This window comes from Brevibacillus sp. LEMMJ03 (genome assembly GCF_007197875.1).
In the GTDB taxonomy this organism is placed as follows: Bacteria; Bacillota; Bacilli; order Brevibacillales; family Brevibacillaceae; genus Brevibacillus; species Brevibacillus thermoruber.
On record NZ_VKJN01000019.1, the window covers coordinates 1 to 22,269 of the forward strand.

Genomic DNA, 22,269 nt, shown 5'->3' on the forward strand with positions numbered 1-22,269 from the left:
TCCCCTCCGGTCAACAGTAATGAGTCCATGATATCATGAACTCTTTTTTTACTGTCTACCTTGAGGGGATAATACCACCGCAGGAGAAAGGGCTGTCCCTTTTTGCTTGTTGACGTGGAGGGGAGGGATCTTGGCTACTCCTGCCCCTTCAGCGTGACTTTTACCTTCACCGTTTCCTGCTCGTCCGGATTTTCCTTGGAGGTTATCGTGACGTAAAGCGTGACCGTTTCGCTGCCCGTTTCCGGTAGGGCGACGAGAACGCCGTTGTCATCGATCAGCTCCGGCTTGGAGCTTTTGGTGACCGCGTAGGAGACGTCCTCGGATTTGGTCGGCAGCGCCAGGACCGCTTCGCCGATCGTCTCCGTGTTGGCGACGTCCGCTTGGAACGCGTCAGCCGTCTCTTTCAGGCTGCTGCGCGCCTGTTTCTTCGCGGTCTCGTCGGTCGCCGCTTCTTTTACCCGCAGGGCTTTCCACAGCTCGTAGGTGTCCGCCACTTCCCCGGTTTCCGGATCGATGACGTAGGCGACGAGGCGCAGCTTGTACTTGCCCGGCGGCAGCAGCTTCGGTACCAGCGAACCGGTGACGTACGTGCCGTCGATGTTGGAGATCGTAAACGGCCCCGGCGCAAACGGCTCGAAGTCGTTAAAGCGGACAGCCATCGTGCCGATGTACGTGTCGTCCAGGCTCCACGCCTCCAGTTCGATGAGGTTGACCCCGGTCGCCTGGAGTATCGCCTCTACGGTGATGGTGTCATCCTTGCCATCCCCGTCGGGAGAGAGGGTTGCGCTGGAGAGCTTCATGTCGGCCAGACCGAAGTGGGTGTCCTCCGGCTTGTCGCCGACGTGGACGACGAACGGCAGATGCAGGTCCGGGTACTTCTCGTCCCTGCTCTTCAGAAGCACTTCCCCTTCGTACACGCCTTCTTTGGCGTCGCTATCGGGAGCGAGGCTGAGCGTAAACCTCGTCCGTTTCTTCGCTTTGGCGGAAATCGTATCGCTGGACAGCTTCACCTTGATGTCGCGGACGTCGGGCGTCTCTTTCGGATGCCACGGGTCGGTGGTGACGGCCTCGTGCATGATCACTTCCGCATCGTAGGTGACGTCCGTTTTTGACGTGTTTTTCAACTGCAGGGTCTTGCTGACCGGGGCGCTGCCCGCCTTCAATAGGCCAAAGCTGGTGTTGGCGCCGTAATTGGTGATCGTCTCCGGCTCGTAGTCTTCGTTGAGGATGGTCACCTGCTCCACGGTTTGCAGCACGGCCGGGGTCTTCATCGCGGCCAGACCGTTTACGCGTCCGGCGCCTTGGGAGTAGACGTCATACAGGGTGTCTTCCTCGTCGTAGAGGCGTTCCGCCGTGTTGGCGAGCGCCGCTTTGACGTCAAACGGGGTCCACTCCGGATGGGCCTGCTTCAACAGCAGCGCCAGGCCGGCCACGTGCGGCGTCGCCATGCTGGTGCCGTTGAAGCGGGCGTACGCCTTGTTGTACTGCGCGTCCTCAATCAGCTTGCCCCAGGCGGGAACGCTGGAGAGGATGGAGACGCCGGGAGCGGAGACGTCCGGCTTGATGGCGTAGTTGTCGCCCAGGACCGGACCGCGCGAGCTGAATCCGGCCATTTTGTCGCCGGGATCATTGGTGGTCGGGTAGTCGCCGGAGAAGGTGAACGTCAGGGACGAGGCCTTGGCCGGGTCGCTCAGCAGTTCCTTGGCCAGCGCTCGTCCTTCCACCCCCCTCATGTCAAAGGTGGGAATCCCCTCCATTTGATCGCCCAGGATGGTGGCGATGTAATCGCCGCGGTCTTCCGGCGGGAGATCCAGGTCGGCCTGTCCGTCGCCGTCCTTGTCGTTGCCGTTGAAGATGACGATGGCGGCTGCGCCGGCCTTCTTGGCGTTGAGAATCTTGTCCGTAAACGCAAGCGTGCCGCGGGAGACAAGCGCCACCTTGCCCTTTACGTTCACGTTGGCAAAGTCCTGCGCGGAACCCAGGTTGGCGTACACGACCGGCAGTGGATCGATGCCGATCAGTTCCCGGAAGTTGGCCTGATTGATCTGCCATGCCATCACGTGGAAGTTGTAGGTTTGGCCCAGGGACGAAGTGGCCGAGGCGTCGTACAGCACGCTCGGCGATGTCACCGCGCCTACCGTGATGGGCAGTTTGGCCCCGGCCGGCGAACCGGCCGTATAGTAGTATCGCCCCGGCTCGTCCTGCGCCGCGTTGCCGTTGGCGATGACCGTGATCACGCCTGCCCGCATGGCGTTGTTGACCGCGATCGAGTCGGGGGAGTCGGCGTTCTTTTCGATGTTGGAGCCGAGCGACAGGTTGATGACGTCCATGCCGTCTCTCACCGCTTTTTCGATGCCGTCGATCACCTGCGCGGAACTGCCGCCGTCACGGCCCAATACACGGTACACGTAGAGGTCGGCGGCGTAGGCAATCCCTTTTACCTGGACGTCGGACCGCTTGTTCTTGGCCCGTCCGACGATGGTGCCGGAGACGTGTGTGCCGTGGGAAGACCCTTCGTATCCCGTTCCCCTGCGGTCGTCATCCGGGGAGATGGGCGCTTCTTCGTACGGGTCCTTGTCGTTGTCGAACGAATCGTAGCCGCCTTTGTAGGCATCTTTCAGGTCAGGGTGCAGGTAGTCGACGCCGGTGTCGATCACCCCGACCTTCAATCCTCTGCCGTCCAGCCCCGCGTTCCACATGTCGAGGACGCCGATCTGCTTCAGCGGGGCGATGTCGTACTTGTACGAGCCGCTTTGGGCCGGTTCCACATCAGGGACGGAGTAGGTGCTGTTTTCGTAGACAGCCTGGACCTGCGGCAGTTCGGCCAGCTTGGGAATGTCATTGGCCGGCAGGGTCAGCTCCATGCCGTTGAACACGAGGGAAAACTGGCGCTCCACGTCAAGGTCGATGTTCTTTTTCCGCGCTTCTTTCAGGAAAGAGGACTGCTCCCGGGCGACCCGGCTCTCCTGCGGGCTGGTCGAGCGGGAGCCGCGGCGGTATTCCTGCGATACGGCCGCCGGTTCCGATTTGAACTGGACGATGACGCTCACCTTTTTGTCGGATTCCGTGTTGAGACGGGGAGAGATTTTGGCGGTCCCGGTCCCCTCGGTGACGACCGCGTTGGTGACGCTGTTCAGCTTGGACAGCTCCTGTCTGCTCAGCTTCTCCGAGGCGTAGGCGTTGTACGGCAGGGACGTGAGCAACAGGACAGTTGCGAGAGAGAGCGAGGCAACGGTTTTTCTCGTGTTTTTCACACTTTCTCCTCCTACCAGAAAAATAAACATTTATAAAATCGCTAATGGTTTTCGGTATTGTGGAAGAGATTCCCTTGTTAAAAAAATTATTTTTTTTCGTCATGTTTCGATAAAAATTCCCCTGTTTTTACAGGGGGACAGAGACAAAAAAACATTCCCCTTCCGCGGGGGAAGGGGGATTCGCATCCAAGCGTCATGGCATCGGCACGGCCGGCATCAATTCCTGGAACAAATCCTGGTGCTTCATCATGAAGGACTGCGCGGCGTCGGCCACTTCCTGCTGGATGGCCATGATTTCTTCGTCGGTCACCGTCGCGATGTTGACGGCATTGTCCGGGGTCATGGCCGGAATGCTGAGCGGTTTGCCAAACGCTTCCTTCACTTTTACGTTCAGGCTGATGCCCTTCGGCATGTCGGGCGCCGCCTTGTCGAAATTCACCTTGATCGTGCCTTCGGAATCGCGTTCGCTGTCGGTTTTTGTCATCGACGTGGTGATGCGGCCGGAGAGGGCAATGTCGTCCGGCTGATCCGCGCTCTTCAGGTTCAGCTTGAAGTCGTAGCTGCCCGTTTCCTTTTTGTCCTGCTTGCTGGTTTCGAACGTGGTGGACAGATCCAGCTTCACTTCCGGTTCCGCGTTGAACAGGAAGCCGATGGTGCCGGTCGTTTTGTCGCTGTGCGTGGTGCCTTTGTAGCGGAACGTCATCTCGCCTTTTTGGCCGTCGTCGTCGACAAACAGGGAGTAGCGGCGGTACGTGTCGGCTCCGTTGGCAAAGGCGACGCTGTGCCAGAGGTTTTGCTCTTCCTTGCCCTGTTCGCCGGTGATCACCAGCTTGCGGGAGAGGATTTTGTCGTCGCTGTTGATGAGCACCACCATTTTGAGCTGGTCGTTCGTGCTCGCGGTCTTTTTCCATTCGGCCAGCATGTCGTCAAAGACCTTGACGTATTCTTTCTTGAACTCCTCTTTGGACAGTTCCTGCACGTCCGGATACCCGCTGTCTTTCAGCAGCACGGCGACGTTGTGGTAGCGGCCGTAGATCAGGTCGAACAGCTTGTCGTCCGCCTTTGCCTTTTCCGCTATTTTCGTCAGGAGCGCTTTTCCTTCCTCATCGGTGAAGGTGACGGTCACCTCGCGGGCGCTCGTCTGGTAGCCTTCCTCGGAGAAGGAGGCGTTCTTGTTGATCGTCACCTGGCTGTCTTTCAGGTTTTCCGCGTACAGGAGCGCATACGGCCTGAGCACGCTGGCCACTTCATCGCGGGAGACTTTCAGCGCCTCGTACAGGTCGCGGGACGTGATCAGGCGCTTGGGCAGCTCTTCGCCATATCGCGCCTTGATCGTGTCGCGGTCTTTCAGGTCCACATAACCGTATTTGGGGTAAAAGTCCGGGAGCCGGAAGCCCAGCTTGGTGTCATCGAAGACATATTCCAGCGTAAGGAGCTTGCGGTCTTTCAGATGCACTTCCACACCGCCGGACTGCTGCCGCTTGGATTCGTCCGCGTTGGACTGGATCACCAGTTTGGCGCTCTTCAAGAGGTCCAGGATTTTCTCGGCCTGCGGGTCGGCGGGGGTGCCGTCGACGGCGATTTGACTCAGCTCGGTCGTGGAGTGAACCGGTTTTTCCAGGTACGGTTTGATGTACTCTTCGTATTCGTTAAAAGATTGGGAAAAGTCGTCGGACAACTGGGCAAAGTTGTTGGCCTCCGCCTCCAGATAGACCGTTTTGGCGCTTTTGAACAAATCCAGCTTGGCGTACGCTGCGCCCAGTCCGCCCAGCACCGCGATCCCGGCCGCCCCGATCACGAGCAGCGTCTTGTTGAAGCGTTTGCGCGGCGGGTTCACGTTTGTCGTGGTTTCCATAATGTTCCTCCTCGCATGGTTTCTCTTCTCTTTATGGGGGTGCGCTGTGGAAAGGATTTTTTGCACCCGACTCCGTATTGTACCACAAGGAAGCGGAAATGATGCCCGTGCGTTTGAGAAAAATTTTTAAAACAAGGAAAATCATCCAGGGAATATGAGGAGGAACAACCATGTTTCGGCTTGAACAGTTGGCGTACCTGGTGGCGACCGCCGAAAAGGGGAGCCTCAACAAAGCGGCCAAGGCGCTGTACCTCTCGCAGCCGGCGCTGTCGAAACAGTTGGCCTTGCTGGAAAAGCAGCTCGGCTGTCGGTTGTTCCACCGGAAGCGGACGGGGATCGAGCTGACCGAGGCGGGCCGCTACCTGTACGAGCGGGCCAGTCTGATTCTGGAGCAGGTGGAGGAGACGGTGGCGGGGATCAAACGCTTCAGCGAGCAGCAGCGGCTGCGCATCGGCGCGCTGCCCAGCGTGGCCAACCACTACCTGCCCGAGCGGGTGGCGGCGTACACCGCCGGGGAAGCCGGGAAGGTTGCGCTGGTCGTCAAGGATACGTCGGAGGAATTGACGGCGCTGCTGGAGGAGGGGACGGTGGACGCCGTCCTTGTGCAAAACAGGGCGGGAGACGCGCCGTTTCTTACCCGTCCGCTGCTTCACGAATCGTACCTGGCCGTTCTCCCGGCCGACCATCCGCTTGCGGAAAAGGAGGCGGTGGACTTCGCCGCGTTTTGCCGCGAACCGCTCCTGATCCACCGCGACCCGTGCGACATTCGCGAAGACTTTCGCCGCCAATGCCGCCGCTTGGGCGTGCAGGCAGCGCACCTGCTGGAGCTGGATTTCAACGATTCCCTGCTGGCGTACGCGGCCATGGGCAACGGGCTGACCATCGTGCCCGAGATGGCGGCCGCTTCGCTGGGGGACAAAGGGCTGGTCGTGCGGCCGTTTTGCCAGCCGTTTGGCCGCACGATCTCGCTTATTTGTCATCCAGGGGCGGTACGTGAAGCCGTCCGCCTGTGCGAAGCGGAAACAGGCGAGCCCAGCTCTCCCCGTTCAGCAGAATGACGCCCGCCAGCACCCCGATGCTGCCGGCAAGCGAGGTGGCGGTCAGCTCTTCGCCGAGAAACACGGCGCCGATCGCCAGGGCGATGACCGGGGCCACGTAGGTCCAGGTGGTGGGAAACGCCGCGTTGGTCGCCTGGACCAGCCGGTAGTAGAGCGTGGAGGCGACAATGGACACGACCACCGTCAGATAGGCGAGCGCGGCCAGGGAGAGGCCGGTAAAACGGACGGCGCTCACCGGTTCCGTGACCGCGGACAGGAGCAGGAGGACCAGGCTGGCAGCCAGCATCTGGTAGCCGTTGAAGACGAACGGGGTCAGCCGGGCGACCCAGGCGCGGGAGCGAACCGCCCCCCAGGAAAAGAACAGCTCGGAGACGACAATCGCCCATTTGCCGAGGAGCGCGTGGATGCTGCCGCCTGGCTCCGCCGCCGGCCAGCCGACGAGACAGGCGGTGCCGGCCAGGCTGAGCAGCAGTCCGGCCGGCACGTACCAGCGCCAGTTCATCTGTCTGCACACGACGCTGATCAGCGTGGTGAACACGGGTGCCGTGGCGACCAACAGCGCGGCGGTTCCCGAGGAGATGTGCTGCTCGCTCCAGAACAGGGCGGCGAAGGGGATGGTCGTCATCAGCACGCCCAAAAGCGCCACCTCCGCCCATTCGCGCAGGCGCAGCGGAACAAGCTGCCGGCGCCAGGCGAGTACCGCCAGAACGAGGACGGCGGCGAGGAAAAAGCGGAGACCGGCAAACAGCAGCGGCGGCATGCCTTCCGCCAGTCCCAGTTTGATCGCGAAATACGACGTGCCGTAGATCAGGCACATCAGTCCGTATCCGACGAGCACGACCTTCTCTCCTTTCTTTTTCTTTCATCGTACCTACGGCGGGAAAACAGGACGTACTACCGATTGGGCAGAATGATATAACGCATGGTTATCATGAAGGAGGGAGCGCCGTGGATTTTCGGGTGCTGCAAACCTTTGTCATGGCGGCCGCCACGGAAAATTTTCACCAGACGGCTGAGGCGTTGTTTATCGCCCAACCGACGGTCAGCCAGCACATCCGGATTTTGGAAAAGGAATTGGGAATCAACCTGTTTGAGCGGGTGGGCAAACGCGTCCGGCTGACACCGGCCGGGAAGCGTTTTCTGCCCCATGCCAAAGGGCTCCTGGAACAATGGCACCACGGCCTGGAGGACCTTCAGGCGTGGCGGCAGGGGTACCGGGAGAAGCTGCAGATCGCGGTCTCCCCGATCATCGCCCGCACGCGGTTGTCCCATTTGATTCACCGCTATACCAAGCTGTATCCGGACGTGGACCTCTCCATCAAAATCGCCGAGTCAGTGGAGATCGGCCCGCTGGTGCAGAGCGGGCAGGCCGATCTCGGGCTGACGCGGATGATCCCGGGCGAACTCAATTTGCATACATACAGGCTGTACGAAGATCCGGTCGTGTTTGCCGTCCCGCACAGCGGCGGGGACATGGAGGCGCCGCTGCCCGACTGGGAGCAGGAGCTGCAAACCAAGCGGCTTCTGACGCACAATCACCCCGGCTACTGGGACGATCTGCTGCTTCTGCTCAGGCAGCGCGGACTGTCGCTGAGGACGATGGCCGTCTCCCAGGTGGACATTACCAAGGCGTTCATCGAGGAGGGATTGGGCGTCTCCTTTTTGCCCCGCTCGGCCATCAGCCGGGAGCTGTTCGAAAACCGCTTTATGGAACTGCCCACCCCCGGCCTGGTCATGCCGAAGGTGGCCTCCTACCTGGTGCTGCCGAAAACGGGGGGAAGCGAACCGGCCCAGCGCTTTGTCGACATCCTGGCCGCCTTGTATCCGCCGCTGCCGGAGGTGCACGGGGCGGGGCGGTCGTGAGGAGACAACCGGCAGGCGGCGTACGGGAGAACTGAATTGATCACGACTTGCAATTGATACGCCTGTTTTCTTCTATTTCCCTTAACGTTTTTTAATCGATATACTGATAAGAAGAGAAATGGAGACGAAGAGACTGGAGAAAAGGGAGTGGCGTGGATGAGTCAACAGCATACGTTAGCCATTGGTTTGGAAGGCATCGCGGTCGCGGAAACGGACCTCAGCCTGGTGGACGGCCTCAACGGCCTGCTTGTCTACCGCGGCCATTGGGCGCGCGACCTGGCGATCAACCATACGTTTGAGGAAGTGGCCCATCTGCTGTGGTACGGCCATCTGCCCAACGAGCAGGAGCTGGCCGAGCTGAAGGGCAAACTGAAAGCAAACCGGGAACTGCCGGCCCACGTCAAGAACATTCTCGACCTGATCCCGGCCGACGTGGACATGATGAGCGTGCTGCGCACCGGCGTTTCCATACTGGGCAGCGCCGATTACGGCTGGCCGCCGACGCTGGACCAGGTCATTTCCCTGACGGCGAAAATGCCGACGATCGTGGCGTACCGCTACGCCCGCCTCTGTGGCCGCGAGCCGCTGGATCCCAACCCCGCCCTGGATCACACGGCCAACTACCTGTACATGCTGAAGGGGCAGGAGCCCAACCCGGCCCATGTGCGCGCGCTGGACGCCTACCTGATTCTGACGCAGGAGCACGGCATGAACGCCTCCACGTTCTCCGGACGCGTCGTCAGCTCCACCCAGTCCGACCTGATTTCCTCGATCACGGCCGCCATCGGGGCGCTGAAGGGACCGCTGCACGGCGGCGCGCCGTCCGAAGTGACCGAGATGATCGAAGCGATCGGCACCAAGGAAAACGCCGAACCGTGGCTGCGCGCCAAGCTGGAAAAAGGAGAACGCTTGATGGGTTTCGGCCACCGCGTGTACAAGACCGTCGATCCGCGCGCGACCGCGCTGCGCGTCGTGGCGTCGCAGCTCTCCGGCGACGATCCGTGGTTTGACCTGGCCACGCACGTGGAACAGGTGGGGTTGAAGCTGCTGAAGGAATACAAGCCGGGCCGCAAGCTGAACACCAACGTGGAGTTTTTCGCCGCCGCCGTCATGCGGGCGGTAGGGCTGGACGATTCCCTGTTCACGCCGACCTTTGCCGTCAGCCGCGTCGTCGGCTGGAGCGCCCACATCCTGGAGCAGGCCAAAAACAATCGGATCATTCGTCCGCAGTCGATTTACACCGGTCCGATGCCGGAATAACATCCTGCGCGGCTGTCGATACAGTCCGTGCATCTGACGGGAGCAGCCCTGTGGGGACTGCTCCTTTCTTGTTGGGCAGCCGCTCTGGAGGAGCAGGCTGTTTTTTGGCGGAAACCGGCTTCTTCCAACGGGCTTTCCTGGAAGGTTTTCCTGCCTGCTTGACCGTTTTTGATTGGATAATGATTGAAATTGCTCGTTTATGGTTGTTTATAATCGAAATTTGGGATATAATCATGGGAGAATTCGAAAAGTTTTGTCTCTCATCCCGGAAAGGAGGGTGCGATGCTAACCCCTGAACGTCATCACGTCATCTTGTCCCTGCTCAAAGAAAAGGACGTTGTCCGCATCCACGAGCTGGTGGAAGCGACAGGGGCATCCGAGTCGACCATCCGGCGCGACCTGAGCGAATTGGAAGAACAGCGGCTGCTCAAGCGCGTTCACGGCGGGGCGTCTTCCTTGCAAAACAAGATTGAAGAACCCACCGTTTTGGAAAAAGCGGTCAAACGCGAGAAGGAGAAAACGGCGATCGCCCGGTATGCCGCCAGTCTGGTGCAGGAACGGGACTCGATCTTCATCGACGCCGGTACGACCACGTACCAGATGCTGCCTTTCCTTCCCTACGACAACATCGTCGTGGTGACTAATGGTCCCGACATGGCCCTGCAGCTCATCAAACGGAACATCAAGACGATTCTGATCGGCGGAGAATTGAAAGCGGCAACATTGTCGCTGGTGGGACGGGATGCCCTCAAAACCATCAGCCAGTACCGCTTCGACAAATGCTTCCTGGGCATGAACGGGGTCGACAAGCACCACGGCTTGACCACGCCGGACCCCGACGAAGCGTATGTGAAGCAGTTGGCGCTGCAGTTCTCCGACGAGCGGTTCGTGCTGTGCGACTCCGACAAGTTCTCCCGCGTGACGTTTGCCAAAGTGGCCGACTTGCGCGAGGTGACGGTGATCACCGACGACGGCTTGTCGCAAGAGGAACAGCAGGCGTACAGCCGATTAACAAATCTAAAAGTGGTGAAAGCATGATTTACACAGTAACCTTGAATCCTTCGATCGACTACCACGTATGGGTTCCCTCTTTGTCCGAAGGGACCATACACGAGGCGCACAAAGAGTGGAAGGATGCGGGGGGAAAAGGCATCAACGTCTCCAAAGTCCTGCGGCTGTTGGGAGTGGACAGCACGGCCCTGGGATTTGTCGGCGGATTTACGGGCGCGTTTATCCGGGAGCAGGTCGAGCGGGCCGGCATTGTGCACCAGTTTCTTTCCATCGAGCAGGATTCGCGAATCAACATCAAGATCAAAGCCCACACCGAGACCGACATCAGCGGCGTATCCCCGGAAATCCCGGCGGAAGCGCTTCAGCGGCTGTTTGCGCAGATTGACCGGTTGGGGCCGGACGATTACCTGGTGCTGGCGGGAAGCGTGCCAAAGAGTTTGCCGCTCGACATCTACCCGACGATCATGAAACGGCTCCGGGGCAGAGGCGTCCGCGTGTTTTTGGACGCGAGGGGAGAGGCGCTGCGGAGCGGATTGTCGGAAAGGCCGTTTCTGATCAAGCCCAACCATCACGAGCTGGGGGAACTGTTCGGGGTGGAGATTTCCACGCACGACGACGCGATCGCCTATGGGCGGAAAGCGCTGGAACTGGGCGTGGAGAACGTGATCGTCTCCATGGCTGGCCAGGGCGCCGTGTTCGTCAACCGTGAAGAGGCATACGCCGCTCGGATTCCGGAGCGAAAACCGGTCAACTCGATCGGGGCGGGAGACTCCATGGTCGCCGGATTCCTGTATGCGCATACAAAGGGATGGCGTGCGGAAGAGGCGTTTCGCTTTGCCGTTGCGGCGGGGAGCACGACCGCACTGTCGGAAGGATTTTGTACGCATGAAAAGATCCGCGCATTTTTACCCGAGATCAGCGTGATCAAAGTGGAATAAAAAAGGGGGCCTGTACCATGCAGCATCACATTCGCATTGTCGATTTGCTGAAGGCCGATACGATTGTGCTTCATCTGTCAGCGACGACAAAAGAGGAAGTGCTTGACGAACTGATCGCGAAGCTGGACGAAGCCGGTCGTCTGCACAGCCGGGAAGAGATGAAACAGGCGATCCTGGCCCGCGAGGCACTAGGTTCGACCGGGATCGGGGACGGGATCGCCATCCCGCACGCCAAAACGGCAGCGGTCAAAACGCCCAGTATCGCCTTCGGTTTTTCCAAAGAGGGGATCGATTTTGACTCGCTCGACCAGCAAAAAGCGCATCTCTTCTTCATGATCGCGGCGACGGCGGACGCCAACCAGGCGCACCTGGAGACGCTGGCGCTGCTCTCCCAGATGCTGATGGACGAATCGTTCCGGCAGCAGTTGATGCAGGCGGAAACCAAGGAACAGGTATTGGACATCATCAGCCGGAAAGAGCAGGACATTCACGGCGAAACTGAAAGCGTTTCCGACGCGCCGGCCGGTGCCGGGGTGAAAATCGTGGCCGTAACCGCGTGCCCGACCGGGATCGCCCACACCTACATGGCCGCCGATGCGTTGAAAAAGAAAGCCGACGAGATGGGCATTTCCCTCAAGGTGGAGACCAACGGCTCCGGCGGGGTGAAAAACAAGCTGACGGCGGAAGACATCGCCGAAGCGGCAGCCGTCATTGTGGCTGCGGACAAACAGGTGGACATGGACCGCTTTGCCGGCAAAGTCGTGATTGAGGTGCCGGTGGCGGAAGGCATCCGCAACGCGGAAGCGCTGTTGAAACGCGCGTTGAACCGGGACGGGACCGTCTACAGCGGCGAAGCGGCGGCCGGCTATCAGGAGAAGATTGAGATGGCGAAGGCCGAGAACAAACAGAAGCAGCCCGCCTTCTACAAGCATCTGATGAACGGGGTATCCAACATGCTGCCGTTTGTCGTAGGCGGCGGCATTATCATCGCCCTCAGCTTCATGTTCGGGATTAAGGCGGCCGATCCGAACGACCCGTCCTTCCACCCGCTGGCCAAGGCGCTGATGGATATCGGCGGCGGAACAGCCTTTGGCCTGATGATCCCCGTGCTGGCCGGGTTTATTGCCAAAAGTATCGCCGACCGCCCGGCCTTTGCGCCCGGCATGGTCGGCGGGATGCTGGCGGCTTCTTCCGGCGCCGGGTTCCTGGGCGGGATCATTGCCGGCTTCCTGGCAGGCTACACGATAGCCGGATTGAAAAGGCTGTTTGCCGGACTGCCGCAGTCCCTGGAAGGCATCAAGCCGATGCTGCTCTACCCGCTGTTCGGGATTTTGATTACCGGCTTTGTCATGATGTACGTCGTGTCCGAGCCGGTGGCCGCCGCCAATGCGGCGCTGGGTGACTGGCTGAAAAACATGAACCAGGGCAATGCCGTTCTCTTGGGCATGGTGCTGGGGGCCATGATGGCGTTCGATATGGGCGGTCCGGTGAACAAAGCGGCCTTTACGTTCGGGATCGCGATGATTGCCGAAGGAAACTTCGCTCCCCACGCGGCGATCATGGCGGCAGGGATGACCCCTCCGTTGGGCCTGGCGCTGGCGACGCTGCTGTTCAAGAAGAAGTTTACGGATGAGGAACGGCAGGCAGGCAAAACCGCCTGGGTGCTGGGTGCGTCGTTCATTACGGAAGGGGCCATCCCGTTTGCCGCGGCCGACCCGACGCGCGTCATCCCTTCGATCATGGTGGGCTCCGCGGTCGCAGGCGGTCTGTCGATGCTCTTCGGTTGTACGCTGCCTGCCCCCCACGGAGGGTTGTTCGTTCTTCCGGTCGTGGGCAACGCCGTCCTGTACCTGGTTTCGATACTGGCCGGTACGGTCGTAACGGCATTGATGATCAACCTGCTCAAGCGAGAAGCAAAAGAAGCAGCAGAATAAACAAGGAGTGGATGCAACATGCTGACCAAAACTTTCGTCATTCAAAATCCGACGGGCCTGCACGCACGTCCCGCCTCGCTGTTCGTGCAAAAGGCGACGTCTTTCAACTGCGAGGTCAGCCTCGTCAAAGGCACGAAAAAAGTGAACGGCAAAAGCATTATGGGCGTGATGACCCTGGGCGCGGCCAAAGGCGACGAAATTACGCTGGAAGTCAGCGGCGAACAGGAACAGGCGGCCATGGAGGAACTGGGCAGGATCCTCGAAATGGTTCACGAATGACAAGAAAACGAACATGGGACAGGGACTCTTCTGTATTTGGAGAGTTCCTCAGACCGCAGACAAACTCCCTCTTCTGCAATCGCAGCGAGGGAGTTTGACGTGTAAATACGCAAAAAAGAAGCGGCCCGTAACAGCACGACGCCCCTTTGTCCCCGTTTTCCATAGCCAGTTGGCTAATTTTTTAGGCTCATGCAAGCAAAAACAAGCATCGCCTGCATTGTCACTTTCTTTAGTCCTCGTACAGTGGTCCAACGCAGACCATGCTTCTCCTTGACATCCGCAAACACTCGCTCAATGGTTTATTTACGGCGTGCGTAAAGGAACTTATTCATTTCCGTATGTCGAAGATGTTCGACCTCATCCAGGTAATCTGCCCATATATGGCGACTGACTCGTTTCACAGCATCGCGGCTCTCTGTACATTGGAAACGGAACGGGCATTGAGTGCATATCTTTGGCTCGGAACGATACATACGGGAACCGCCACGATTAGTGGTTTCGTAAGGTAATACCTGGCCGGCGGGACAGATAAAGCAATCATCGTACTCGTCATACACATAATCATGTTTGCGAAACAATCCCTTTTTTGTATGGGGGCGGGTATAGGGCATACCAGGGCGAACGCCACCGTCTAACAGATATTTGCTTATGAACACTGACGACAAAGCCATGTCTGGTAACGGCCTTCGGTCTGTTGTTTGCTCAGCATACTTCCACCTCTTCACCGAATCGAATAAGATCAATTCGACAAAAAAGCGTGTAGATCTTGTACCTTGGGTACTTTGTCTACACGCTGAAGCCAGATAGTACGCTGTCTGGCTTATTTATTACTTGTTATTCGATTTTTTCTTTTTGTTCTTCTTTTCTGCCTTCTCTTTTGCTTCTTTGTTTAGTTTGTCAATATCTTTGTCCGTTACATTAAAGTGCTTTTTAAAATTAGTCAATGTCCTATCTTCTGGATTATTCTCGTCCATCCACTGGTTAAACTTATCTTCCCCAACGTAGTCTATCAAAATTTGGTCAATAAAATATTCAGGGTTATCATACTTAAAATCGATGTCGATGTGATCACTATGATCACTATGTTCGCTTTCAACGGCCATTAATGATCTAAATTGATTTGGCCAGAAATATTTTGGATTAATTGTATCTGAGTAATCTGGAGTTGTATCATTCCCATTGTTTACATCAAAGTGCAAGTGATAACCTCTTCCATCCTCCTCTCCTGGTGCCCCTGTATTACCTGATTCAGCAATTTCTTCTCCCCTACTAACATATTCATATTTGCTAACATAGTAGTCGTTTAGATGAAGATATCGCGTAATGAGGTTATTTCCATTTGGATCCTTATCATCATGTTTGATTGTTACATACTTAATTGGAGCAGTTGTATATGTTCCAATCCCAACAACTTGACCGTCAGCAACTGCATAAACTGGTTTAAGTTTCACTCCAATATCTATTCCCTTGTGTCGCCCATCCGAGCGGTATTCACCGTATTCTCCGGTAATTGTGTAACTAGTTGTTGGCCATCTCCACCCCAGCGGTGCATAGGGATTATCTGGATCATACATAGGGACTACATCCACATTTTTAGAGAATGCAGCATTAGAAGCACCAAGTGATAATAAAACAGCAAACAATCCTAATGTAATTCGTTTCACTTCTTAACAACCCCTCTTCCAAAATAGTACTTTGCAACCCAATTCTACCATATTGTAGTAAAAAATTGCAATATTTATACTTGGAAGAATTTTCTTATATGAGTACACCCTACATTTTGACATGAAACTTAGGCTAAGGCTGACACAGTTGATGCACAAGGATTTTTCCGTATCGAGCTTATGAAGAGTAAGGCGGCACGCCGCCCAACTCTCCCTAGGTTCCTGTCGCCCTCTTGGTCCCTCCCACCCCTAACGCATGCGTTAAAGTAAAGAAGCCCCCTGCAGGGCAGGGAGAGGAAAGGATGCCTCCTGGTTACGCCAGGAGCCTCACAAGGGCCGGTGGCTTGCTAGTCGAGATGAGCAGATGTATACTGGCCATCACCGGCTTGGCGGGGCCGGATCAAGGGCTTTTGCGGCATATCCTCGCTACGGGATGAGGATGAAAGAAATACACTTTCGTCTGGATCCCTGCGCTGCGGCATTCCACGATCCCTTGACAGGCCCCGGTCGGCGGCAGGGGCGGAGCTTGCCGCCCGGAACCTCAGGAAGGAGTCGTTAATTATCGATTCAGGGCGAAGCCCCATTGTGTGCCGCCGACTACCCGCGCCTGGTGCAGTAATCCACGCAGCTGCCGGTTGCCCCTCCCTTTTTTCCTAGGAAAGAGTTGGATGGAGAGTAGGATGAGGCATGGAAATACAATCAAACAATTGTATAAGTATCTGAATGATATAAGCGGAGGTGTTCAGTGGGAATTGTTCCATTATTCCAACAAATTGTCCATTGGCCTACAGGACAATTCATCGGCTATGAAGCAACTATTCGAGGAGAGGATGAACAAGGCCACAATATGCAGCTGCTCAGTTATTTCATCATGCTGCAGTTGAGGGGAGGGTGGAGCAGTTAGACTTAGAAGCTCGTAGTCTCAGTAGCCGCTATGGCATACGTCTACTAAGAGAGGAGTTGCGTTTATTCTTAAACATTGTTCCTGAATCAATCCAGAATCGAGCATCCTGGTTTTCAACAACCAACATTTCGCTTCACCGAATTACTTTAGAAATAAAGGAACATTCTCCTTTAACCGTCACGGACAGCATCTTAGAAAAGATAAACCGGCTCCGTCGAGAGGGGTTGAAACTTGCTATTGATGACTCCGGAAGTGGGCACCACAGCCTGAGGCTGATTGATCTACTCAATCAAGATTTTCAAAAACTGGACAAGCTGATCACCAACGATTCTTCTGACAGAACCTTGAAATCGATGGTCAGCTTTTGTAAAGAATCAGATATTTCCCTGATTGCGGAAGGGGTTAAAAGTAATAAACACTGGAACGCTTAGTGCGTTTAGGTATTCCGAATTTCCAAGGGGATCTGTTTGGATGCCCGGCCCCGCGGGACCAATTGAAAATCATGACGAAAGTATTGTGAATGGGGGGAGTAGGATCATTAAACAACAGGCGTAAACACAGGGGCTGCAAAAGTAGTCATTACTATCCTAAATTCCGCCCCACAAGTGACGATTCTTTCACCTTTCGATAATCAAACATTATCGATAGTTCATTGCGCAAAATCGGGTGATTTTCCAGTTTTAAAACACAGAAGGAAAATTGAGGGAAATTATAGGTTTTGATTATTGATAAATTGCAAAAAAAATTAGGCAGGAAAAATAAATTTTTTAAAAGAGCAGCTCAAAAGTTATCCCATTTTTACCGGAATTTAGAGGGTACACATGAATAAAATGGAAAAGACGTGGCTGAAGCAAGCGCCGGTGTAAAGAAGTATCAGCGCTCTGTTGGGTGGCAACTTAACAGCTCGTATGTAGAGGGGATCAGTACCTTTGAGACGGTGCCGGAACTGCTGGAGGCTTATCAAAAAGCGGTCAGCTCCGAAGGTCAAACGGTGAAGGACATCGGCATATCTCTTGATTTCCAAATCGGCTACCGTTCGCGGACCGCCAGGAAGCATAAAGCGCTGAAAGTCAGCTCATCTTGGAGGCTTTCCAAACAGTCGGATGTGACATATTCCAGTTGGCCTATGGCCGTCTGTATCACGCCTGGGGATTTGGCTCCCCAGGCAGGCAAAGGAGGGAAAAGTCATGGCTTATTTCTGTTGAAAAATCCCCCATTCTAGTTATATGATTGAAAATAACCTATCAAATGGAAGAATCACTTTGAGAGGAGAGGGTGATTATATTGCTTAGAATGTATCGCACGATTTTTTTTATGGGGATTCTTTGTTCAATTGTGTTATTTGGGTGTTCCACAAGTTCTGAAACAGTAGAGGGCAGTTCAACTAATTCTGTTACATCTGACATTTTAGAGAAGGTGAAAATTGGACAATTGGAAGGTGTGTCAATTGGAATCGGGGCAACAAAAAAGGAAGTAATAGAGAAGTTTGGAAAACCGACTCGCACTGGAAATGCTGAGTATGGGTTTACCATGTATTATGATGGTTTTAGTCTAGAATTTGAGGATTATGCTAATTCCATTGATGAACTCAATGAGAATAGCAAAGTTGTCCTTATAAATGCTGACCCAAAAATGGTTGATCTTACCGGAAAACCTGATGAAATTAAGGGAATTCTAGGAACCCCTTCTCGTGAGATACTAGATGATACGGGTGATGACACTTTCATTTTGGAGTATTCGGAAAGTGATTATTTGTTAAAACTTACTTTTGATACAGAAGATGATCCAGTGAAATATATAACTCTTCATATCAAATAAGCCAGACAGTACGCTGTCTGGCTTCAGACCGCAGACAAACTCCCTCTTCTGCAATCGCAGCGAGGGAGTTTGACGTGTATTGTACCTTGGATACTTTGTCTCCCCGCTGAGGGACTCTCCCGTTTCGGGAGAGTTCCTTGCTGTTCCGGGGCCGTTGTGTGACGAAAGGGATGCCCCTGATCGTCCGGGCGGGACAATGTGCTGCAAAGTGCAGCCAGACGTTGCGAATGCGGCGGTCATTTGCGAAGATGAAGAAAAAGGGAAGGAGTGGAAGTCATGGCTCTTTTGTCTGCCCCTTTTCAATGGAAAGGGCTCGCTTTGAAAAACCGGGTGGTGATGCCGCCCATGTGCCAATACTCGGTGGAGGCCAAGGACGGGAAACCGAACGACTGGCACTTTGTCCACTACGTCTCGCGCGCCGTCGGCGGAGCGGGCCTGATCATCATGGAGATGACCGACGTCGAACCGGACGGCCGCATTTCCGACTACGACCTGGGATTGTGGTCGGATGAGCACATCCCGGCGTTTGCCCGGATCGTGTCGGAGGTGCACAAGTACGGGGCGAAAATCGGCGTGCAGATCGCTCATGCCGGTCGCAAGGCGGAGGATGCCGAGGTGCCGGTCGCGCCGTCTCCGATCGCGTTCAGTGACAAATACAAGACGCCCCGCGCCCTCACCACGGAGGAAGTGCAGGCGCTGGTCGTCAAGTTCCGGGAAGCGGCCAGACGGGCGGTGGAAGCCGGCATGGACACCATCGAGATCCACGGCGCCCACGGCTATTTGATCCACCAGTTCCACTCGCCGCTCACGAACAAGCGGGATGACCGGTACGGCAGGGACCTCGCGCTGTTTGGCGTGGAGGTGATCGAAGCGGTCAAGAGCGTGATGCCGGAGGACATGCCGCTGATCATGCGGATCTCCGCGGTGGAATACGTGGAAGGCGGCTACGGCCTGGAGTACAGCACGGAATTGTGCCGCCGCTACAAAGAGGCGGGGGTCGACATCTTCCACATCTCCAGCGGGGGCGAAGGGCCGATCGGTTCGGGGGGACGGCCGGGCATCCACCCCGGTTATCAGGTGCCGATGGCCCGGACGATCAAGCAGGCGCTGGATGTGCCGGTGATCGCCGTGGGCAATCTGGACGATCCCCTTTTGGCCGAGGCGACGCTGGGCAACGGCGACGCCGACCTGGTGGCGGTGGGCCGGGGCATGCTGCGCGACCCGTACTGGGCGCTGCACGCGATCCGTACCGTCTCCGGCGAGGTTGTACCGCCCAAGCAGTACGGCCGCGCCTTTTAAACGGGCAGTTCTGTAGGGAAATCGGTAGCGGACACAGGACAAGCGCGGGTTCCGCGGCCGTGATAGGCTGGAAGCGGTTGACAAAGGAGAATTCAGCACCGTTTAATGTTGAAAAACCGATATGTTTAATCGGGATTTATCGGCCGCGGTAAAACCGACTAGACCACTAGAGGTTTTCCCCGAGGGGAGAAACCTCTTTTCTTTTTACAGCCGGGCCGAACCGGTTAGCTTCAGAAGAGGGGAGGAAAAACAATGGCTGCGGTGCTGGTCATCGGAGGGGACCGCTTGGGGAATATCACCGAGCTGCTTCACGGCAGGGGATACCGGCAGATTTATCACGTATCGGGGCGAAAACACTCCCAATACAAGGTACATATTCCCGTCGACACCCAAATGATTGTCGTGTTTACCGACTTTGTGAATCACAATCTGTCGTGGCACGTAAAACATCAGGCAAAGGCGAAAAACGTACCCATCCTGTTTTGCAAACGCTCGTGTGCGTCCATCGTGAAGCGGCTGTGAACATAATGTTCATTCAATTCCGACTTGACGCATATGATTAATATGAATTATGCTTTCTTCAAACCACTGCCGCTTCCGGCACGTCAACCGTGCCGCACTCACGTCCCTGGGCTGACAGGCAGCGGCCGGACGGGACCGGGAAGGAAAAACGGCTGGACAGGAGTGAATCACATGGTGAACCGGAATCACGAAGAGCTTGCCGATTCCCGCATCGAGATGATCCTGCGCGCACTGGAAGGTCTGGAGTACGGTACCCTGCACATCGTCGTGCACGAGTCGCAAATCACGCAAATCGAACGAACCGAAAAGACGCGCTTTCCCCTGGAGCGCGCCGCCGCCGTCAAATCCAACACGAGGCAGGCGGGGCGGGGCAGATAGCCGTCATGATGACGGCACGGGTGAGCGAACCATCAAAGGGCACGGGACAGAAACCCGTGCCTTTTTTTGTGTGAGCACGGCTTGGGCTGTACCATGCCTTTATGGTCGGCGTTAGTCATTCGATAGAACCATTCGAACTATCACATTGTTTTTTGTAAGGATCATTAAGGATGGAAGATAAAAACCTTCTTGATTTTCTTCGCCGGTTATATACAAGGTTTGCGTTTGAGTATCTTCATGGGGTTCATATGCGTACATTTTACGAAAACTCTTTTCCAGGCTTCCCAACTTATCGCCGATATTGAATCCATAGTTTGTTTTGGTTTTATCGGTGGATGGGCTATTCACGATGATTCTGACGACACCACCCACTTTGGCATTCGGAGAACCATAGATTCCGCCAATCGCTATATTTCCTTTATGGAGGGGACCTGGGCCTATTTCACTTGAATCAGTAACGATCTGGATACTCGTGTGGGAAGGCTCCCCATCGGCTGAACAACCCGATAAGAAAGAAGCACTTGCGATCAACATAGATAAAAATAAGCGCATGTTTTTTACCAACATAAGAAACCTCCTCTTCCAAACAACATACTGCAATTCCATTTTAATACAGATCTGTGCTTATGTATGGATTACAAACTGGCCAAATCACTCGAGGTGACAATCGTGAAGCACATGGTGCTGTTCTTGCTTGTCATGTCCCTGTTGTCTGCAGGTTGTTCTCCTGTCCAGACGCACGGAGACGATCCCCCTGTCGCATTGACAAAGGCAGAACAAGAAACGACCATCCCTCTTTCCTTTGAAGAAGGCAAGGAGGAACAGCAGGTAACGTTACTGGATAGGAGGATAATCAAACAGGTCGTAAAGCAGGAACGCCTTGGAACTGCGAAACTGTTTGCTTTCCTGAAAGCGAATGAGGACCCAACCCGTTTATTCGGAGGGATTCAAATGGGAGATGTCTGGTATGAATTTGGCGAGGTAGGCGCATTCCCTTATGTTGATAAGCTGGAGTTTCAGAAATCTTCACTGTTCCAGAAACCGGTTGTGGAAGTAAAGGGATTATGCGGAGCAAACTGTCCGTTCCGCTATGAAATCACCATCGAGGAAGCGAAACCTTCCATCCTTCTGTTTGTAAATGAACCTGTTGCAGATATAGCAGATCTGGATCACGATGGAGTGGAGGAATCGTAACATCCTGCGGGAGCCCTGGTGTGTTTGAGACCCGGATTTACACATGGAGGGACAATCGGATTGTTCGTGTCGATCTGAACAAGCTCGTAAAGGCAAGCAGTGTCTGGTATACTCGTCCGCTCTTTCAAGTACAATCAGGGAATGATTCCACGATCAAAACATACCGATACACCGCAAACGGATTGTCTTTGGTTACAGAAAAGTAGGCACACGCCCTTTTCCTACTGACCTGCAGGGCTTGCAGATCGAAGCAGCCAGCCTCTATTGAAAGAGGGGGCCATTCAAAGCCAGTGCGCAGCATCCATTTCCGTGCCCAATCCCCAAAAGAGATGGGAGATTATCCTGATACGCAGAAAAATGGGTCATCAGCTCTTTGCTGATCACCCATTTTTTTGCGATTCGTTCGATCCGCGCCCGTTCCTTTCCCTCGAAATCGACGTAGGGAATGTCAAACAAGGTGATTAAACGATCGATTAAGGAGCGGGTATCCGTCACGGTTACCCGGCAAATCATGCCGACATGGCCGTTTCCCGCCGGACAAAACGGCTGGATCGGCTCGGCCTGCAGCGCTTCCATGATGGCGCCGCCGGTGCCGAGCGGCCAACTGGTGTCCATCGGGAGGTGGCAGGTGAAGACCGAGAGCTCTTTCTCCTTTAGCGCCAGCAGCAAGTCCCGCCTGATCGGCACGAACCCCCTGCCCCAGCGGCCGCGCGGGTCGCCGCATTCCATCAGCAGCGGGTGATGCATGAACAACAGGTCGCCCGGCACTGACTCGTCCAGGAAGCGCTTCAGCACCTCGTCGGTCGGGAAGACGGCCAAAAAGACGGTGTGTACCTGTTCGCGTCCTCTGAGCATCAGGCCGTTGAAGCGGCGGACGAACTCCGCTTCGAAAAAGCGCTGCCAGTCAAACCCGACCGGCTCGTACACCATGGGAATGAAACGGCTGAAGCCGGGATCGGTTTCCCACTCGTCCATGCGAAACAGTCGGGTGAACGCTTGTTCCAGATGCGTCAGGCTTTCCATGAGAATCCCTCCTTG

At 55.7% G+C, this 22,269-nt stretch carries 20 protein-coding genes and 1 pseudogene; 14 read left to right on the forward strand and 7 right to left on the reverse strand.

Features of this window, described 5'->3' with window-relative positions; all coding sequences use genetic code 11:
• Positions 1 to 134: 134 nt before the first annotated feature.
• Entirely contained in the window at positions 135 to 3,254 is a 3,120-nt protein-coding gene (locus FOI68_RS19095) for a S8 family serine peptidase (protein WP_255433682.1), read from the reverse strand.
• A 193-nt stretch (positions 3,255 to 3,447) separates the two neighbouring features.
• Positions 3,448 to 5,109, reverse strand: a complete 1,662-nt coding sequence (locus tag FOI68_RS19100; protein ID WP_143864036.1) for a DUF6583 family protein — start codon at positions 5,107 to 5,109, stop codon at positions 3,448 to 3,450.
• Between the two features lie 170 nt (positions 5,110 to 5,279).
• Between FOI68_RS19100 and FOI68_RS19105 the strand changes: the two genes are divergently transcribed.
• The gene (locus FOI68_RS19105; RefSeq protein ID WP_044900009.1) at positions 5,280 to 6,167 is read left to right on the forward strand and encodes a LysR family transcriptional regulator; all 888 of its coding nucleotides are present in this window, start codon (positions 5,280 to 5,282) and stop codon (positions 6,165 to 6,167) included.
• On the opposite strand, the gene FOI68_RS19110 is transcribed toward FOI68_RS19105, so the two are convergent.
• Positions 6,079 to 7,005: a DMT family transporter gene (locus FOI68_RS19110; protein WP_052660367.1), complete on the reverse strand. Its 927-nt coding sequence runs from the start codon at positions 7,003 to 7,005 to the stop codon at positions 6,079 to 6,081. The genes FOI68_RS19105 and FOI68_RS19110 overlap by 89 nt on opposite strands.
• Before the next feature lie 110 nt (positions 7,006 to 7,115).
• Between FOI68_RS19110 and FOI68_RS19115 the strand changes: the two genes are divergently transcribed.
• The 6 genes from FOI68_RS19115 to FOI68_RS19140 all read left to right on the forward strand — a co-directional run bounded on the left by FOI68_RS19115 (position 7,116) and on the right by FOI68_RS19140 (position 13,452).
• Positions 7,116 to 8,030 (forward strand): LysR family transcriptional regulator, encoded by a 915-nt coding sequence (locus FOI68_RS19115; protein ID WP_143864037.1) that lies wholly within the window; start codon positions 7,116 to 7,118, stop codon positions 8,028 to 8,030.
• 156 nt (positions 8,031 to 8,186) lie between these two features.
• Entirely contained in the window at positions 8,187 to 9,290 is a 1,104-nt protein-coding gene (locus FOI68_RS19120) for a citrate synthase/methylcitrate synthase (RefSeq protein WP_143864038.1), read from the forward strand.
• 282 nt (positions 9,291 to 9,572) lie between these two features.
• Positions 9,573 to 10,328 carry a DeoR/GlpR family DNA-binding transcription regulator gene (locus FOI68_RS19125; protein ID WP_035299198.1) on the forward strand — a complete coding sequence of 252 codons (756 nt, stop codon included), beginning with the start codon at positions 9,573 to 9,575 and terminating at the stop codon, positions 10,326 to 10,328.
• The gene (gene pfkB, locus FOI68_RS19130; protein WP_143864039.1) at positions 10,325 to 11,239 is read left to right on the forward strand and encodes a 1-phosphofructokinase; all 915 of its coding nucleotides are present in this window, start codon (positions 10,325 to 10,327) and stop codon (positions 11,237 to 11,239) included. The genes FOI68_RS19125 and pfkB overlap by 4 nt, the downstream gene beginning before the upstream one ends.
• Positions 11,240 to 11,256: 17 nt before the next feature.
• Positions 11,257 to 13,173, forward strand: coding sequence for a PTS fructose transporter subunit IIABC (locus FOI68_RS19135; RefSeq protein ID WP_044900005.1), 1,917 nt, complete (start codon positions 11,257 to 11,259; stop codon positions 13,171 to 13,173).
• A gap of 18 nt (positions 13,174 to 13,191) precedes the next feature.
• The gene (locus tag FOI68_RS19140; RefSeq protein WP_029100951.1) at positions 13,192 to 13,452 is read left to right on the forward strand and encodes an HPr family phosphocarrier protein; all 261 of its coding nucleotides are present in this window, start codon (positions 13,192 to 13,194) and stop codon (positions 13,450 to 13,452) included.
• A 173-nt stretch (positions 13,453 to 13,625) separates the two neighbouring features.
• Here the strand turns inward: FOI68_RS19140 and FOI68_RS24295 are convergent.
• Together FOI68_RS24295 and FOI68_RS19150 are read right to left on the reverse strand one after the other, a co-directional pair.
• A pseudogene (locus FOI68_RS24295) lies at positions 13,626 to 14,123 on the reverse strand (transposase).
• 156 nt (positions 14,124 to 14,279) lie between these two features.
• A complete protein-coding gene (locus tag FOI68_RS19150) occupies positions 14,280 to 15,116 on the reverse strand; it encodes a M23 family metallopeptidase (RefSeq protein WP_143864040.1) in 837 nt (278 codons plus the stop codon).
• Between the two features lie 891 nt (positions 15,117 to 16,007).
• Here FOI68_RS19150 and FOI68_RS19155 point away from each other — a divergent pair.
• From FOI68_RS19155 to FOI68_RS19180, 6 genes are all read left to right on the forward strand, one after another.
• Positions 16,008 to 16,451, forward strand: a complete 444-nt coding sequence (locus FOI68_RS19155; RefSeq protein WP_143864041.1) for an EAL domain-containing protein — start codon at positions 16,008 to 16,010, stop codon at positions 16,449 to 16,451.
• 410 nt (positions 16,452 to 16,861) lie between these two features.
• Positions 16,862 to 17,242, forward strand: a complete 381-nt coding sequence (locus tag FOI68_RS19160) for a hypothetical protein (protein WP_143864042.1) — start codon at positions 16,862 to 16,864, stop codon at positions 17,240 to 17,242.
• Between the two features lie 71 nt (positions 17,243 to 17,313).
• Positions 17,314 to 17,838 carry a DUF4309 domain-containing protein gene (locus FOI68_RS19165; RefSeq protein WP_143864067.1) on the forward strand — a complete coding sequence of 175 codons (525 nt, stop codon included), beginning with the start codon at positions 17,314 to 17,316 and terminating at the stop codon, positions 17,836 to 17,838.
• A gap of 276 nt (positions 17,839 to 18,114) precedes the next feature.
• Positions 18,115 to 19,137 (forward strand): NADH:flavin oxidoreductase/NADH oxidase, encoded by a 1,023-nt coding sequence (locus FOI68_RS19170; RefSeq protein ID WP_143864043.1) that lies wholly within the window; start codon positions 18,115 to 18,117, stop codon positions 19,135 to 19,137.
• Positions 19,138 to 19,389: 252 nt separating this feature from the next.
• Positions 19,390 to 19,659 carry a DUF2325 domain-containing protein gene (locus FOI68_RS19175; protein ID WP_029100954.1) on the forward strand — a complete coding sequence of 90 codons (270 nt, stop codon included), beginning with the start codon at positions 19,390 to 19,392 and terminating at the stop codon, positions 19,657 to 19,659.
• Positions 19,660 to 19,830: 171 nt separating this feature from the next.
• Positions 19,831 to 20,037 carry a YezD family protein gene (locus tag FOI68_RS19180; RefSeq protein WP_141669812.1) on the forward strand — a complete coding sequence of 69 codons (207 nt, stop codon included), beginning with the start codon at positions 19,831 to 19,833 and terminating at the stop codon, positions 20,035 to 20,037.
• A 111-nt stretch (positions 20,038 to 20,148) separates the two neighbouring features.
• On the opposite strand, the gene FOI68_RS19185 is transcribed toward FOI68_RS19180, so the two are convergent.
• Positions 20,149 to 20,604, reverse strand: a complete 456-nt coding sequence (locus FOI68_RS19185) for a hypothetical protein (protein WP_143864044.1) — start codon at positions 20,602 to 20,604, stop codon at positions 20,149 to 20,151.
• Between the two features lie 102 nt (positions 20,605 to 20,706).
• Between FOI68_RS19185 and FOI68_RS19190 the strand changes: the two genes are divergently transcribed.
• The gene (locus FOI68_RS19190; RefSeq protein WP_044900002.1) at positions 20,707 to 21,231 is read left to right on the forward strand and encodes a hypothetical protein; all 525 of its coding nucleotides are present in this window, start codon (positions 20,707 to 20,709) and stop codon (positions 21,229 to 21,231) included.
• 261 nt (positions 21,232 to 21,492) lie between these two features.
• Here FOI68_RS19190 and FOI68_RS19195 read toward each other — a convergent pair whose 3' ends face one another.
• Positions 21,493 to 22,254: a Nif3-like dinuclear metal center hexameric protein gene (locus FOI68_RS19195; protein ID WP_143864045.1), complete on the reverse strand. Its 762-nt coding sequence runs from the start codon at positions 22,252 to 22,254 to the stop codon at positions 21,493 to 21,495.
• Between the last annotated feature and the right edge of the window lie 15 nt (positions 22,255 to 22,269).